This window comes from Halogranum amylolyticum (genome assembly GCF_900110465.1).
Lineage (GTDB): Archaea > Halobacteriota > Halobacteria > Halobacteriales > Haloferacaceae > Halogranum > Halogranum amylolyticum.
The window spans coordinates 16,830-30,443 of record NZ_FODV01000002.1 but is presented as its reverse complement, the minus strand read 5'-3'; the positions used below and the strand labels follow the sequence as shown (position 1 = coordinate 30,443).

Sequence of the window (13,614 nt, the reverse complement as noted above, 5' to 3'; positions counted from 1 at the left end):
TCTGGGAGAAGACTTTTTTTTAACTCTACCGGCCTGTTGTTGACAATGGCTACAGACGGGGTCGACGGTTCCGCCACGGAGTTGGAGGGGACCGTCGACACAGAGCAGTCGTCGGGGGAGAACGAGGAGGGAGCGACTGCGCCGAAGACGGCCGTCGTCGGGTCGTACACGTGGCGGGACTACCTTGAGGAGTACGGCCCCGAGGGTGTTGCAGACGAACTCTACGCCGACGTCGGTCCCGCACCGGGCAGCGACCGCTGCGACGCGGACGACGAGACGCACACGCCGACCGCAGCGGACTGGGAACGTGTCGACGTCGACCCGGCGGAGCATCTGGGGTTCCATCCGGACGATCTCGAACCACGACTCGCAGAGGGCGGCGGCGACGCGGCACGCCTCCACGAGACGTTCGAAGCGTTCTGCGACCCGGAGACGACGCTGGTCGTCAAAGACGAGTGGCTGTGGGAGCACCACAAGCGCCTCTACTACTACGAGGAAGACGGTTCCGCCCCGTACGACGAGGAGGGTGAGAAGGTCCCGTTCGACCGTTCGGAGTATCTCGACTACGAACACGGGAGGCTCGACGAGACGCTCTCGCGACTCCACGACCGCGGCGAGGAGATGACGGCGCTTGTCGACGAGCGAACCGTCGACGTCGTCGAGGGCATCGACGAGGACGCGTTCTTCCACACCGAGGAGGGGGCGACGACCGTCGCCAATCGGTACGACCTGGAGAAGACCGTCCCGATGCCGAAGAAGACGCACTTCCGAGAGGTCGAACGCTACTGGGTGAACGAACCCCACGCGTTCGTCGTCGTCTTCCACTCGACGAAGGAGAACGAGAAGAAGTACTACGTCGTCGAACCGTACCTCAACGAGATCGAGGTCGACCTGAAGGAGTTCCTCACCGGGAAACTCCGGACGGCGATCAAGTACTCTGACACGGACGTGGTCGCGGCGGGCGACGACAGTCGCCGGGACGTCATCGAACGCGAGACGTACCGCCTGCTCGACCGCTACGACCTCTACAGCCGCGACGACGACGGCGGGTTCGCCAACACTGTCGCGGATCGACTGGATCTCGACGTCGACGACGACGCTGACGGGTCGGTGAGTCGCATCCTCCGCCTGTTCGGGTATCAGCCGCCCGCCGTCGACGATGTGAACCTCGACGGCATCGCCGCCCGACCCGAACCGGCCGTCCTCGCCGAGGACGCCCGGACGCTCACCGAGTATCAGGTGAACAAACTGCTGTACTACCTGACGCGTGACTTCATCGGCTACGAGCGGATCGACGCCGTCAAACACGACATCAACGTCGAGGACATCTCCTGTGACGGCTACAACTCGCCGGTGTTCGTCTACCATGGCGAGTACGAACAGATCATCTCGAACGTGCTCCACGGCGAGACGGAGCTCGACGAGTTCGTCGTCAAACTCGCCCAGCGGTCGGGGAAAGGGATCTCGAAGCGCCAACCGCAGGTCGACGCGACGCTCCCCGACGGCTCTCGCGCGCAGTTGACGCTGGGTCGGGAGGTGTCGGACCACGGGACGAACTACACCATCCGTCAGTTCAAGGACGTCCCGTTCACGCCGCTGGATCTCATCAACTGGAAGACGTTCTCGCTGGACGAGATGGCGTTCCTGTGGCTCTGCATCGAGAACAACAAGTCGCTCATCTTCGCCGGCGGGACGGCCTCTGGGAAGACGACGTCGCTGAACGCCGTCTCGCTTTTCATCCCGTCGAGTTCGAAGATCGTCTCCATCGAGGACACTCGCGAAGTCGAGTTGCCCCAGCGTAACTGGATCGCCTCGGTCACGCGGCCGTCGTTCTCCGAGGACGACAAGGGCGACGTCGACGAGTTCGACCTCCTAGAGGCCGCCCTCCGACAGCGCCCCGACTACATCGTCATGGGCGAGATCCGTGGCGAGGAGGGGCGGACGCTCTTCCAGGTCATGTCGACCGGCCACACCACCTACACCACGTTCCACGCCGACTCGGTGGGCGAGGTGCTCAAGCGGTTCACCACCGACCCGATCAACGTCTCGAAGACGATGTTCTCGGCGCTGGATCTCGTCTCCATTCAGACGTCGACGCGCGTCCAGGGGCGGAAAGTACGCCGGAACAAGTCGCTCACGGAGATCAACCACTACGACGCCGAGAACGACGAGATCAACGTCCAGGACGTCTATCAGTGGCAGGCCGAGACCGACGAGTTCCTCCACATGGGCGACTCGAACACGCTCGACGAGATCATGTTCGACCGCGGGTGGAACAGGGCGACGCTCGACGACGAACTGTTCCAGCGACAGGTCGTCCTCGCGTACCTCCTCGTCAACGGGTTGAACACGTACACGCAGGTCGCCGCCACGTTTCAGGCGTTCATCAACGACCCCGACACCATCATCTCGCTGATGGCGACCGACGACCTCGAGCGGAGTCTCGAGGATCTCCGCGAGATGGAGTCGGTGCTGATCGACATCGACCCCGACAAGGAGGAGATGGTGCCGCGGCCGGAGCCGACCGACGAGATCCTCGCGGAGGCCGACGAGCTGCTCCGTCGTGCAGAGGAGGAGCTGTTCCCCGACTATCGCGGGACCGACCGCGGGAGCGTCGCGGACGCACTCGGTGACCTCGAGTCGACGGCGGCCACCACGGACGTCCCGGACTGGTGTTCGGTTCGGTCGGCTTCGGACTCGGGTTCGGGTCGCTCGTCGCCATCCCCTACTCGAAGGCCAGTGCCCGAAAACGCGAGATCAACATGCTGCTCTCGGACTCTGTCTCGTTCATGTACGCGCTGTTTGTCGGCGGACTCAATCAGTTAGAGGTGCTGGAGTCGATGGCAAAAGCCGAGGACACCTACGGCGAGGTCGCAAAGGAGTTCCAGAGCATCGTTCAGGAGACGGAGTACTTCGGCGTCGACTACCGGACCGCCATCCGCAATCAGGCGATGGAGACGCCGAGCGACGAACTCTCGCAGTTCCTCACCGACATGCTCTCGATCGTCAACTCCGGCGGGAACATGCAACAGTTCCTCGACGACAAGAAGGACAAGTACATGCGGACGGCCAAACAGCAACAGGAGTTGACGCTGGAGACGCTCGAACTGTTCGGCGAGATGTACATGACGCTCTCGCTGTTTCCCCTGCTTCTCATCATCATCCTCGTCATCATGAGCATGCTCGGCAACGCCGACGACGTAATGCTCTATGCGACGGTGTACGGGCTCATCCCCATCACGGGAGCGGGCTTCCTCGTTCTCGTCTCGACGGTCAAACAGGACGAGATCGGCGACGGCTATCTCAGCCCTGCCGACTCCAGCGCCCGCCTCGACGACAGCCGAAAAGAGGGGCTTCTCCACCTCGGGTTCGTCGAGAGCTTCGTCGGCGACCACGGCGTGTTCGACCGCATCAAGTCCCGCGAGGGGACCTACAAGACCAAAGAGCTGTTGCGTCGCCCACACTACTTCTTCCGCGACTTCCCGCTCTTTACGCTCTTTCTCACCGTCCCGGCCGCAGTCGTCTTGGTCGGTCTCGCCGTCGCGAGCGGGTCGGCTCCGACCTCCTGGGACGGGATGGTCGACGCGCCCGTCTGGGGGACGTTCATCTGGGTGTACGTCCCGATATATGTCGTTGCGATCCCGCTCGCCGTCTTCCACACGTGGAACGTCCGCTCGCGGACCGCCGTCATCGGCAAACTGTCGGATAACCCCCGGAAACTGTCGAGTGCGAACGACACCGGGCAGACGCTGCTCGAGTCGATCGAGACCGTCTCGGACACCTCCTCGGGGAAACTCGCCGACGAGTTCGCCGTGATGCACGGGAAGGTCAACTACGGGATGAGTCTCAAGGAGGCACTCGTCGAGTTCAACAACAAGTACCACATCCCCCGGTTGGCGCGGACGGTCAAGCTCATCACGAAGGCGCAGGAGGCGTCGAGCCAGATCACGGACGTGCTGAGTACGGCCGCGCAGGCCTCCGAGAACCAAGACGACATCGACCGCGAGCGGAAGTCCCGCACGCGGATGCAGGTGGTCATCATCGTGATGACCTATCTCACACTCTTGGCCGTGATGGCCATCCTGAAGACGCAGTTCCTCGATGTGATGGCGGGACTGACCGACCAGGCGAGTTCCGGTGGCGGTGGGGGCGCGGGCGGTGGCAGCGGGATGGACTTCGGCGGCGGCGTCGATCCGAACCTCCTCTCAGTGTTGTTCTTCCACGCCGTCACGCTACAGGCGATCCTGTCGGGGTTCATCTCGGGCTACCTCACGGACGCCGACATCGTCTCGGGCGTGAAGTTCGTCGTCGTGTTGCAGACGATCGCACTGCTCGTGTGGATGGTGGTCGGATGAGACGGTCACGCGCGCAGACGACAATCGACTTCGCGATCGGTGCGGGCGTATTCCTACTCGCGGTTGCGTTCGTCGTCGCGTTCATCCCGGGGATGCTTGACCCGTACGAAGGCATCCAGCGCGAGACGGTCACCGCCGACCGTGTCGCCACACAGCTCTCGACGGACCTGTTAGGCGATCCGAACGAGCCGTACACGCTCGACACTGACTGTACCGTCGCGTTCTTCGGCGACACCAGCCCGACGACGTGTCGGTTCACTGGTAGTGACCTCACCGAGCGAATCAGCGTCGGCGACACCCAGTCGGTCGACGTCATGCTCGTCGCGGACCTCGACGACGACGACGCCGCGACCACGCTCTGTTGGGACACCGACAGTGAGTCACTCGTCGAGGAGGGAGCCGCCGTGTGCGACGTGGACGAACTGCTCGTCGAGCAGACGAGCGACCCACCGACGGACACCGGTTCCGTCGTCGTCGCTCACCGTATCGTCTCGCTGGCCAACACCGACGTGACGCTGCTCGTCAGGATGTGGTGAGATGCGAGCACAGGCCCATACCTTGGAGGCAATCTCGGCGGCACTGCTCGTCGTCGGGAGCGTCGTCTTCGCGCTGCAGGTAACGGCGGTGACCCCGTTGTCGGCCAGTACGTCGAGTCAGCACATCGAGAACCAACAGGAGTCGATGACCGCGGGCGTCCTCTCACACGCTGCCGAGGACGAGTCGCTCAAGCGAGCCGTCCTGTTCTGGAACGAGGCTGACGGGCGGTTCCACGACGCAGGGCCGAGACGGCCCTACTACACCAACGCACCGCCGCCGCCGGGCATCGAGTTCGGGCGATTGCTCGACCGGACGTACGGCCCGCGCGGCATCGCGTACAACGTCCGCATCGGCTATCAGCCACCGGGCGGTGGCTTCCGCGAGATTCGGTACATCTCCCGCGGTGAGCCCAGTGACAACGCCGTCACCACCTCGACGTACGTCACGTTGTTTGACGACGACGTACTGCATAACCCAGGCGTTGATGCCAACGGTGACGGTGTTGCCGAGCCGACCGGGTCATCGTTGTCGACCGCGAACTTCTACGCGAGCGACGTGTCCTCGTCGTCGGACGTCTACAACGTGCTCCGAGTGGAGGTGATCGTATGGGGGATGTAGGACTTGTTGTCGCTGCCGGTCATTTGAATCTGCTTGTACTCCAGGTCGGTCGTCGCGCTCGTCAGGTCGATGGTCATCTCGCCCGCGCTGCAATCGACATCGACCGCATCACTCGAAGGGTCGAAATCTCCTTGCCATCCCTCGTACGAGCCGCTCTCGTCGCTGTAGAAGACGCTCAGGTCGACGGTTCCGTCGTAGCTTCCTCCCTTGCACTTGTCGTCCGCGTAGACATGGAACTCGAGCTTTTCAGTGCCTTCGTCGGCATAGAGTGACCAGTGTAAGTTGTTGAAGTGGCCGTCTTCGGCGAGCGTGACCGAGAAGTCTGCGTTCGGATGATCACTGTCTTTCATCGCACGTACGTCGACCCCATTGCCTTCGGCGGGCATACTGAACGCACCGACGGTGCCGGCTGATTCGAGCACCACCTCGGCGGTATCTCCAGAGAGCGTCACCGTCCCGTCGGTCCGTGTCTCGAAGTACTCGGCCCATCCCTCAGCGTACTCGCTTTGGACCCGGATCGCGACTGTCCCCTCTTGGATGGGATTTGCGAACGGGTCGTCGTTCGGATACGTCGTTCCCACCGCAGGGTACACCGCTTTCCCACGGATGGACTCTTTGACCGTCGCCTCGACGGTCCCCGAGGCACTGCCGGAGCCAGCGACTCGAATGACAGGCAGTGTCAGCGTCGAGTCACGGAAGTGGAACTCCGGCGGAGAGACCATGACGGTGTTCCCGCCCGCGTCGGTCTGCCAGACGCCACCACCTTGGTACGCGACGGTTCCGCCATCTTGCGTCTCGTAGACGACACTCCCGAGTGAGGCATCGTAGAGCGTCTCATCGGTCCCCGACCCGTCGTAGTTCTGGTGAACGATGGTTATGTGTCCGGCGTTGTCGTCAACACGGAAGTTTCCGCTCGACTGGCCGAACCGCGCCGTCCGGACGGCCGACTCACCGAGCGCGACGGTCGCCGACTGTGAGTCGAAGAGCGTCATCGCGTTCGAGACACGCTCGACGTCCGAGCGTGCCTGTGCGTCCGACACCGCCGTCCCTCCGAGCGCCACCACGATAGTCGTCCCAGCGATGACGAGTCCAAGTAACAACACGATACCTAACGTCTCCGTTTGCCCTCTCCCCCTCTGTGACTCCCACCTCCGACGAGAGTCACTGCGCCCAGACGAAATCATTGTCTACCAGAATGTCACCGGTGCATAAAAAAACAGCCCTAAGCTGTACGTCGTGAGACTGCAGTGGTCTCACGCACGGTCAAGTTGGTATCGATGTTCCACGAGTGGAAGGTGGACTTGGCGTGCGAGCGGGCAGGTGGGACTTCACCGGGATTCGAACTACGCGAAAACAGTCCTGCTCGCTTCGCCGCGCGCTGCGACTTCTCTACTTCAAATCCCGCCTCGCGTCTTCCGATTTGTCGACACAGACTCCTCGCTTCGCTCGTCGTGTTGTGTCGATAATATCTGATGGACTCGCCGGGATTTGAACCCGGGGCCTCTCCCATGCCAAGGGAGTGATCTACCCCTGATCTACGAGCCCTCGAACGCATCCACATCTTCTGTGGTTCCCTTAATAAGGGCTTCGACTTCCGGAGTCGAGGGAGAAACGCTGTCACGGATCGAACCCCCGACTGCACGCCGATATACACACCTAACTATTCGCCGGCTGACGACCGAACGATGTCCTACGCACTCCGCGAGAGCCTCCCAACACCGAAAGAGTTCGTCGCCCTTCGCGAGGCTGCGGGAATGACGTCACGGACGCTCAAGGCCGCCGAACGTGGGCTCCCGAACAGCTGCTACGGGGTCACTGTCGTCCACGACGGCGACGTCGTCGGTATGGGACGCATCGTCGGCGACGGTGCGACCGTCCTCCAGCTCACCGATATCGCCGTCCACCCCGACCACCAAGGACGGGGCCTCGGCACCGAGATCACGCAGGCCCTCGTCGACTGGTTGCACGAGAACGCCCCGCCGTCGGCATATGTGAACCTCGTGGCCGACGTCGACGGCTTCTACGAACAGTTCGGCTTCGAACCGACCGCGCCCGCCTCGAAGGGGATGTATCTCCGTATCGAGTGACCTGTCGGTCTCCCGACTGCGGTCGAACCCATCTTCGAACCGGAGAATGCTACGATTTAATTGGCCCGACGACAACTTCGAACTATGAGCGAAGAATCTGGGCGTCGGAACCTTCGCATGCCCGACGATGACGAGCTGTTCGCCGTCGTAACCAATATGCAGGGCCACGGCCGCGTCACGCTCCGCTGCAACGACGGCAAGGAACGCATGGGTCGCATCCCCGGCCGGATGCGCAAACGGATCTGGATCCGCGAGGACGACATCGTCCTCTGTGAGCCGTGGGACTGGCAGGACGAGAAAGCCGACGTCACGTGGCGCTACGAGAAGTCCGAAGCCGACCAGCTCCGACGCGAAGGTCACATCAACGTCTGAACGATCGAGTCACGACGTGTTCTCTCGGATGCTGTCCACCCGAGCGACGGCGCTGTGAGTGAGTTCTTTAGTATGCTCGCTGTCAACGTCCTCACTTGGTCGATGCACAGTCCCTCCTCGACTCGAAATTCGCACACGTCGTCGCTATCGTCCTTGGTCTCGTCGGCATCGTCGCACTCGTCGCTAGCTCTACAGGACTCAGCTTCTGGTTCTGGGTCTTCTACGGTCTCGCCTGGCTGACGTTCTTGGACTTGTTCGAAGACGACGAGGCGTTCTGGAATCTCTTCTCGTCGGACTCGGAGAGGGAGTCAGAGACGAAGACCGCAAAGTCGAACGGCGTCGAGGGCCCGACAGAAGATCCACTTGCACTGCTAAAGCGCCGCTACGCTGAAGGGCGAATCGATGACGACGAGTTCGACGAACGGTTGGAACGATTGTTGGATACGCCGGATACGCTGAGGGAGTTGGAGATGGAGCGGAGTCGGAGCTAGTTGAACCCGTGGAGAGTGCGGTGAGCTTCGAGATACACCTGTGCTGGGTGTGTACGCAGACTTTCGGGAGATTGCAACAAGTCGCCCGCTAACTGCATGAAATCGTAGTATCCGTCTCGCTCGGAACGTCTTTGACCAGTATCTCGTAGTCGTCGCTGACAGCGAGCCACCCGCTATCGAACGCCCAGTGGTGCAGCTTGCACAGCGCGAGTCCGTTTCTCGGGTCATCAGCACCGTTCTCCGATCTCGGGTAGATGTGCGCCGCCTCGACTTCGGGATCCCCACTCGGAGTCTCTCGACTTTTCCCCACACACGACACATGTCCGCTCGTAGTTCTCTTTGACGAGCCTCGCGAACGCACTGTCTCGAACACGTCGCTGCTGGTCGGTGAACTCCGCCGTCTCGGCTGTGAGTGTCGGTTCCGAAGTGAGTCGTGTTCTCAACCGCTCTCGTTGTTCTTCTACGTCGGCGGCGACGTCGCTCGTTTTCTCCTCTCGATGCTCCATCGTGAACACGAGAATCTCTCGACCGTTTCGTCGTCGCGACTCCCACCCGAGCACGTCGACGAGTCCCTGATACTCCCACCCAGCGAGGTCTGAGTGCTGGTAAAAGAAGTGAACCGGGAAGTCGCTGTCGACGGCGTCGACGAGAACCGAGTTTCCCGGCGACGTCTCACTTTGATCACCGCGGAGTCCCTCGCCAACGTACTCGAACCGTCCCGCAGTCACCGAATCGTTGTACGGGCCGTCCTCGTTAGCGAACAGTAGTACGTACCGTCCGTCTTGGTCGTCTCGTCGCGGGTTGATCCCCGAGATCTGATAGCCGAACCCGGTGTCGAACATCTCCTCGATCTCGCCCTGCGTATAACGAGTTCCGACCACGAGGCCCACTGGAGACGTCTGCATTGTCGCCTCGACTTTATCCAACTCGTCTTACGATTCTTGTGTAGTCGATTATCTTCTTCGCCGACACTACGTGAACTCGCTGGGAGTTAGGCGAGGCCACTGAACGGGTCGAGCGAAGCGAGACAAAGAGAAGTGGACTCGCCGGGATTTGAACCCGGGGCCTCTCCCATGCCAAGGGAGTGATCTACCCCTGATCTACGAGCCCGCACCTTCTCTTACCCCGAGGTGCCTAAAGGACGCTTCGGTTTCCCCCTCGCTGAAGTCGAAACCGTTTAATCCGAGACGCGAGGATGTAAAGACGGGAACAGCACGGCCGTAACTCTGACTCGCCCGCATCTGCGGGCTTGGGATTACGGAGGTGCGCCGAGAGCCGTTCGTAGCGGCTCCCGGACACGCTTTCTGCGGTCTGTGCGTTCCAACTCACAACAATGGCACGAATGCACACCCGCCGCCGTGGCTCGTCCGCTTCGGACAAGCCGGTGGCAGACGAAGCCCCCGAATGGAGCGACGTCGACGCCGATGCCGTCGAAGAGCGCGTCGTCGAACTAGCAGAGCAGGGTCACGACCCCGCCGCAATCGGTCTGAAGCTTCGCGACGAAGGCGTGAAAGGCACGCCCGTCCCGAACGTGAAGCTCGTCACCGACAAGAGCGTCACCGAAATCCTCGAGGACAACGACGCAGCCCCCGAGATTCCGGAGGACCTCCGGAACCTCATGGAACGCGCGATCCGCCTGCGCCGACACGTCGAGGAGAACCAGCAGGACGCTCAGAACAAGCGCGCACTCCAGAACACGGAGTCGAAGATCCGACGGCTCGTCGACTACTACCGGGGCAACAAGCTCGACGAAGACTTCAAATACAGCTACGAGAACGCGGTCGAGCTTCTCGAGTAAGCACAGTTCATGTCGACCGCGCGCTCCACAGCCGAGGAAGCCCCCGCCGCCGACGTCGCCGCGGCGCTCCACGAGGTCCCGTTCGTTCGGGTCGTCGCGAGCGCGGACGGTGACTCGCTGGCAGCCAGTGGCATCCTCGCCGCCGCCTGTCGGAGCGTCAGAACCCCCTTCCACGTTAGAACGACAGCCGCTCTCGCGGCTGACGACGGACGCGCCGCCGACGACGGACTCGCCGTCGCCGTCGGTCTGACCGGTGGCGACGTCGCACTCGCTGGCGCGAGTCGCCCCGCGAGCGTGACCGCCTTCGAGGTCGCCCGGGAGCTCGGCGTCGAACCCGACCCGATTCTCGGACTCGCGGGCGTCGTCGCCGCCGAATCGACCGTCGGCGCAGACGGCAGCGGCACGATGCTCGACGCGGCCGAACGCCGCGGAACGGTCGAACGCCGACCGGGACTCGCGGTGCCGACCGCCGACGTCAGCGACGGCATCGCCCACTCGACGCTCGTCCACACGCCCAGTTCGGGTGAGGTCGAACGCGTCCGGGCGATGCTCGCGGAGATGGACCTCCCGGCCGAACTCGGCGAGGAGGCACACCGCCGACTCGCCTCCGTCGTCGCCATCGACGCGACGACGGCCGACGAGGCGACCGCTCGCGCCGCCGAGGCAGTCGAACGGGCACTCCGCCCGTACGCGATACCCGACGGGACGTTCGAGACGGTCGGTGGCTACGCCGACGTGCTCGACGCCGTCGCGCGCGAACAGCCCGGCACCGGCGTAGCGCTCGCACTCGGTCACGGCGACGTGGCGCGGGCCGCCGCACTCGACGCGTGGCGCGCGCACGCCGTCGCCGCTCACCGACTCCTTCGGGAGGCGACGACCGGCCGGTACGACGGCGTGTTCGTCGCTCGCGTCGACGCAGACGCGGAGTCGGCGACGGCGTTGCCGACGGTCGCACGACTGCTTCGGGACTTCCGGTCGCCGGAACCCGTCGCACTCGTCGTCACCGACACGGCGTCGGACGACGCCGAGGGTCGGGCGGCCGCCGCGAGCATCGAAGACCGGGACCTCGGCACGGTGATGACCGAGACGGCAGCGTCGTTCGACGGGACGGGACGCGGTACCGACACGCGTGGCGAAGCGCGGTTCGACACAGAGACGGACACGACCGAGTTCATCACGGCGGTCCGGGAGGCGTTGACGCGATGAGACGGGCACGACTCGAGACGGAACACGAGCACGCTCGTCTCCTCGCCGAAGCGGTGACTCCCGACAACACCGACTCGATGACGACGACGGTGGAGGACGACTCTATCGTCACGGTCATCGAGCGGGAGACGACCGGCGGCCTGCAGGCGACGGTCGACGACTACGTGGTGAACCTGACCGTCGCAGAGACGGTCGCAGACAACGCAACACGACACAGCAACTCATGAGCGAACGATCAGTATCCAAGCAGAAGAAAGGCAAGCGATGGTACAGCATTCTCGCGCCCGAGCAGTTCGACCGGGCCGAGCTCGGCGAGACCTTCGCCGACGAAGTCGAACAGATCAACGGCCGCACCATCGAGGTCACCCTCGGTGAACTCACGGGCGACGCCGGTGCGAACAACACGAAGCTCACGTTCAAGATCACGGACGTCGGCAGCGACTCGGCGTACACCGAGTTCATCAAGCACGAACTGACCCGTGACTACCTGCGGAGCCTCGTGCGCCGCGGTGCGTCGAAGATCGACGTGAACGTGACCGTCCTAACGAAGGACGACTACCGCGTGCAGGTTCAGCCCGTCGCCCTCACGACGAAGAAGGCCGACAACAGCCAGGAGAAGGCCATCCGGAAGGTCATGATCGACCTCGTCGAAGAGGCCGCTCAGGACCGCACCTTCGAGGAACTCGTCGACAGCGTCGTCGAAGGTCGACTCTCGTCGGCCATCTACGGCGAGGCCAAGACGATCTACCCGCTGCGCCGCGTCGAGATCCAGAAGCTCGACCTCGAAGCCCGACCCGAAGAGGTCGCCGCCGAGGAAGAGGCCGCAGTCGACGTCGACGAGGAAGACGTCGCAGTCGACGAAGCCGCAGAAGAGTAACGCCGTCGCAGCCGACGGGGCGACTCTCGACACCGACTCTCCGACTTTTTCGCTACTCCTCGACGACGATAGTGCCGACCATCCCGCCCTGCTCGTGGGGGATGCAGACGTACTCGTACTCGCCGGGGACCTCGAAGGTGTAGCTGTAGGTCTCGCCGCTCGTGATACCGCCGTTGCCGTTCTCCCACGCCGCTCGTGCGGCCGCCTCGTCCTCGTATCCACCGCTCGCGAAGTACGCCGCCTCCTCGGGGATAGCGTTCTCGTAGGCGGTGACGGTGTGGAGTCGGGTGCTCCCGTTGTACCAGGTGACGGTGTCGCCGACCTCGACGGTGAACTCGAAGGGGTCGAAGGCGGTCGCCCGCATCAACACGTCGCCCTCGGACCCGCCGACGCTCGCACAGCCGGCGACGGCCGTCAGTCCGGCCGTCCCGACGCTCGCGAGAAACGCCCTGCGTTGCATATCCGACCTTCGGGACGCGACGAATAAATGCGGCGTGGTTCACGCGTCGAAACCGTCTCCCCTCCGTCCGTCTGTGGACGTCCGGCCGCGGGATATAAACACGTAAACCGGTCCTATCCGACTGCAGAGACATGAAACCGCGGTTCGTCGGCCACTTCGGAGTCGCCGACTACGTCACCGTCAGCAACGCGGCGCTCGGCTTCCTCGCCGCCGTCGCCGCGCTGGTGGACCCGACGCTCGCGGCCCGAGTCGTCCTCCTGGGTGCAGTCGCCGACGGTCTCGACGGTGTCCTCGCCCGGCAGTTCGGCGGCTCCGAGGCGGGACCGTATCTCGACTCGCTGGCCGACGTCGCCTCCTTCTGTGTCGCTCCCGCGGTGCTCGTCGTGAGCGTGGTCCAGGCGACCTGGGGGTTCGACCCGCTCCGGTCGTGGGTCGCCGCCGGACTCTGTGCGCTGTTCGTCGCGATGGGGGTCACTCGACTCGGCCTCTACACCGCCTACGACAGCAAGTCCGACTCGACGGAAGGGGTGCCGACGACGCTCGCAGCGACGATCCTCTCGGCGGGAGTGCTCGCCGGGTTCGCCGACCCGGTCGTCCTCGTCCCGCTCGTCGGCGTGCTCTCGGTGATGATGGTGACGACGATCAACTATCCGGACCTTCACTGGCAGGACGCGCTCGTGATGGGCGTCGTCCAGGCGCTGGCGATCCTCCTCACGGGGTACCCCGGAGAAGTGTTCGCCTTCGGCCTGCTGTTCTTGGCGCTGGGGTATCTCTTCCTTGGGCCGCGGTTCTACTGGCGGAAGTAGTCGGGAG

16 protein-coding genes and 2 tRNA genes are annotated in these 13,614 nt (G+C 63.4%); 12 read left to right on the top strand and 6 right to left on the bottom strand.

Features of this window, described 5'->3' with window-relative positions:
• The first annotated feature begins 45 nt into the window (after positions 1-45).
• From BSG17_RS03300 to BSG17_RS03285, 4 genes are read left to right on the top strand one after another with little or no spacing between them, the layout of a single operon-like run.
• Positions 46-2,826: a type II/IV secretion system ATPase subunit gene (locus tag BSG17_RS03300; RefSeq protein ID WP_244531482.1), complete on the top strand. Its 2,781-nt coding sequence runs from the start codon at positions 46-48 to the stop codon at positions 2,824-2,826.
• Complete coding sequence (locus BSG17_RS03295) at positions 2,763-4,355, top strand: type II secretion system F family protein (RefSeq protein WP_342028327.1); 1,593 nt, start codon at positions 2,763-2,765, stop codon at positions 4,353-4,355. The genes BSG17_RS03300 and BSG17_RS03295 overlap by 64 nt, the downstream gene beginning before the upstream one ends.
• Positions 4,352-4,891, top strand: coding sequence for a DUF7287 family protein (locus BSG17_RS03290; protein WP_089821059.1), 540 nt, complete (start codon positions 4,352-4,354; stop codon positions 4,889-4,891). The genes BSG17_RS03295 and BSG17_RS03290 overlap by 4 nt, the downstream gene beginning before the upstream one ends.
• A gap of 1 nt (position 4,892) precedes the next feature.
• Positions 4,893-5,510: a DUF7288 family protein gene (locus BSG17_RS03285; protein WP_089821058.1), complete on the top strand. Its 618-nt coding sequence runs from the start codon at positions 4,893-4,895 to the stop codon at positions 5,508-5,510.
• Here BSG17_RS03285 and BSG17_RS03280 read toward each other — a convergent pair.
• Both BSG17_RS03280 and BSG17_RS03275 read right to left on the bottom strand, forming a co-directional pair.
• Entirely contained in the window at positions 5,468-6,694 is a 1,227-nt protein-coding gene (locus tag BSG17_RS03280; RefSeq protein WP_449271710.1) for a DUF7289 family protein, read from the bottom strand. The two genes, BSG17_RS03285 and BSG17_RS03280, sit on opposite strands and share 43 nt — an antisense overlap.
• 289 nt (positions 6,695-6,983) lie before the next feature.
• Positions 6,984-7,055 (bottom strand) — tRNA-Ala (locus BSG17_RS03275).
• Between the two features lie 140 nt (positions 7,056-7,195).
• On the opposite strand from BSG17_RS03275, the gene BSG17_RS03270 reads away from it, so the two are divergent.
• From BSG17_RS03270 to BSG17_RS27450, 3 genes are all read left to right on the top strand, one after another.
• The gene (locus BSG17_RS03270) at positions 7,196-7,597 is read left to right on the top strand and encodes a GNAT family N-acetyltransferase (RefSeq protein ID WP_089821056.1); all 402 of its coding nucleotides are present in this window, start codon (positions 7,196-7,198) and stop codon (positions 7,595-7,597) included.
• 84 nt (positions 7,598-7,681) lie between these two features.
• Positions 7,682-7,969 (top strand): translation initiation factor eIF-1A, encoded by a 288-nt coding sequence (eif1A, locus tag BSG17_RS03265; RefSeq protein ID WP_089694995.1) that lies wholly within the window; start codon positions 7,682-7,684, stop codon positions 7,967-7,969.
• 95 nt (positions 7,970-8,064) lie between these two features.
• Complete coding sequence (locus BSG17_RS27450) at positions 8,065-8,460, top strand: SHOCT domain-containing protein (protein ID WP_089821055.1); 396 nt, start codon at positions 8,065-8,067, stop codon at positions 8,458-8,460.
• A gap of 88 nt (positions 8,461-8,548) precedes the next feature.
• On the opposite strand, the gene BSG17_RS27725 is transcribed toward BSG17_RS27450, so the two are convergent.
• The 3 genes from BSG17_RS27725 to BSG17_RS03250 all read right to left on the bottom strand — a co-directional run bounded on the left by BSG17_RS27725 (position 8,549) and on the right by BSG17_RS03250 (position 9,570).
• A complete protein-coding gene (locus tag BSG17_RS27725; protein WP_244531481.1) occupies positions 8,549-8,770 on the bottom strand; it encodes an HNH endonuclease in 222 nt (73 codons plus the stop codon).
• Positions 8,688-9,365 carry an SRA domain-containing endonuclease gene (locus tag BSG17_RS03255; RefSeq protein WP_244531480.1) on the bottom strand — a complete coding sequence of 226 codons (678 nt, stop codon included), beginning with the start codon at positions 9,363-9,365 and terminating at the stop codon, positions 8,688-8,690. The genes BSG17_RS27725 and BSG17_RS03255 overlap by 83 nt, the downstream gene beginning before the upstream one ends.
• A gap of 133 nt (positions 9,366-9,498) precedes the next feature.
• A tRNA-Ala gene (locus BSG17_RS03250) sits at positions 9,499-9,570 on the bottom strand.
• Between the two features lie 223 nt (positions 9,571-9,793).
• Between BSG17_RS03250 and BSG17_RS03245 the strand changes: the two genes are divergently transcribed.
• The 4 genes from BSG17_RS03245 to BSG17_RS03230 are packed head-to-tail and all read left to right on the top strand — an operon-like array spanning position 9,794 to position 12,341.
• The gene (locus BSG17_RS03245) at positions 9,794-10,258 is read left to right on the top strand and encodes a 30S ribosomal protein S15 (RefSeq protein ID WP_089821054.1); all 465 of its coding nucleotides are present in this window, start codon (positions 9,794-9,796) and stop codon (positions 10,256-10,258) included.
• Between the two features lie 9 nt (positions 10,259-10,267).
• Complete coding sequence (locus tag BSG17_RS03240) at positions 10,268-11,464, top strand: exonuclease RecJ (protein ID WP_089821053.1); 1,197 nt, start codon at positions 10,268-10,270, stop codon at positions 11,462-11,464.
• A complete protein-coding gene (locus BSG17_RS03235) occupies positions 11,461-11,691 on the top strand; it encodes a KEOPS complex subunit Pcc1 (RefSeq protein WP_089821052.1) in 231 nt (76 codons plus the stop codon). Before BSG17_RS03240 ends, BSG17_RS03235 begins: the two co-directional genes overlap by 4 nt.
• Complete coding sequence (locus BSG17_RS03230) at positions 11,688-12,341, top strand: 30S ribosomal protein S3ae (protein ID WP_089821051.1); 654 nt, start codon at positions 11,688-11,690, stop codon at positions 12,339-12,341. Before BSG17_RS03235 ends, BSG17_RS03230 begins: the two co-directional genes overlap by 4 nt.
• A 52-nt stretch (positions 12,342-12,393) precedes the next feature.
• Here the strand turns inward: BSG17_RS03230 and BSG17_RS03225 are convergent, their stop codons facing one another.
• Positions 12,394-12,801: a plastocyanin/azurin family copper-binding protein gene (locus BSG17_RS03225; RefSeq protein WP_089821050.1), complete on the bottom strand. Its 408-nt coding sequence runs from the start codon at positions 12,799-12,801 to the stop codon at positions 12,394-12,396.
• 131 nt (positions 12,802-12,932) lie between these two features.
• Between BSG17_RS03225 and BSG17_RS03220 the strand changes: the two genes are divergently transcribed.
• Positions 12,933-13,607, top strand: coding sequence for a protein sorting system archaetidylserine synthase (locus BSG17_RS03220; RefSeq protein WP_089821049.1), 675 nt, complete (start codon positions 12,933-12,935; stop codon positions 13,605-13,607).
• Positions 13,608-13,614: the final 7 nt, after the last annotated feature.

Excerpts from the sequence above, each read along its gene's own strand:
- eif1A (WP_089694995.1), top strand. The coding sequence starts at position 7,682 with ATGAGCGAAGAATCTGGGCGTCGGAACCTTCGCATGCCCGACGATGAC.
- BSG17_RS03225 (WP_089821050.1), bottom strand. The coding sequence starts at position 12,801 with ATGCAACGCAGGGCGTTTCTCGCGAGCGTCGGGACGGCCGGACTGACG.
- BSG17_RS03240 (WP_089821053.1), top strand. The coding sequence starts at position 10,268 with ATGTCGACCGCGCGCTCCACAGCCGAGGAAGCCCCCGCCGCCGACGTC.
- BSG17_RS03270 (WP_089821056.1), top strand. The coding sequence starts at position 7,196 with ATGTCCTACGCACTCCGCGAGAGCCTCCCAACACCGAAAGAGTTCGTC.
- BSG17_RS03235 (WP_089821052.1), top strand. The coding sequence starts at position 11,461 with ATGAGACGGGCACGACTCGAGACGGAACACGAGCACGCTCGTCTCCTC.
- BSG17_RS03280 (WP_449271710.1), bottom strand. The coding sequence starts at position 6,694 with ATGATTTCGTCTGGGCGCAGTGACTCTCGTCGGAGGTGGGAGTCACAG.
- BSG17_RS03220 (WP_089821049.1), top strand. The coding sequence starts at position 12,933 with ATGAAACCGCGGTTCGTCGGCCACTTCGGAGTCGCCGACTACGTCACC.
- BSG17_RS03290 (WP_089821059.1), top strand. The coding sequence starts at position 4,352 with ATGAGACGGTCACGCGCGCAGACGACAATCGACTTCGCGATCGGTGCG.
- BSG17_RS03295 (WP_342028327.1), top strand. The coding sequence starts at position 2,763 with ATGCTGCTCTCGGACTCTGTCTCGTTCATGTACGCGCTGTTTGTCGGC.
- BSG17_RS03300 (WP_244531482.1), top strand. The coding sequence starts at position 46 with ATGGCTACAGACGGGGTCGACGGTTCCGCCACGGAGTTGGAGGGGACC.
- BSG17_RS03285 (WP_089821058.1), top strand. The coding sequence starts at position 4,893 with ATGCGAGCACAGGCCCATACCTTGGAGGCAATCTCGGCGGCACTGCTC.
- BSG17_RS03255 (WP_244531480.1), bottom strand. The coding sequence starts at position 9,365 with ATGCAGACGTCTCCAGTGGGCCTCGTGGTCGGAACTCGTTATACGCAG.
- BSG17_RS03245 (WP_089821054.1), top strand. The coding sequence starts at position 9,794 with ATGGCACGAATGCACACCCGCCGCCGTGGCTCGTCCGCTTCGGACAAG.
- BSG17_RS03230 (WP_089821051.1), top strand. The coding sequence starts at position 11,688 with ATGAGCGAACGATCAGTATCCAAGCAGAAGAAAGGCAAGCGATGGTAC.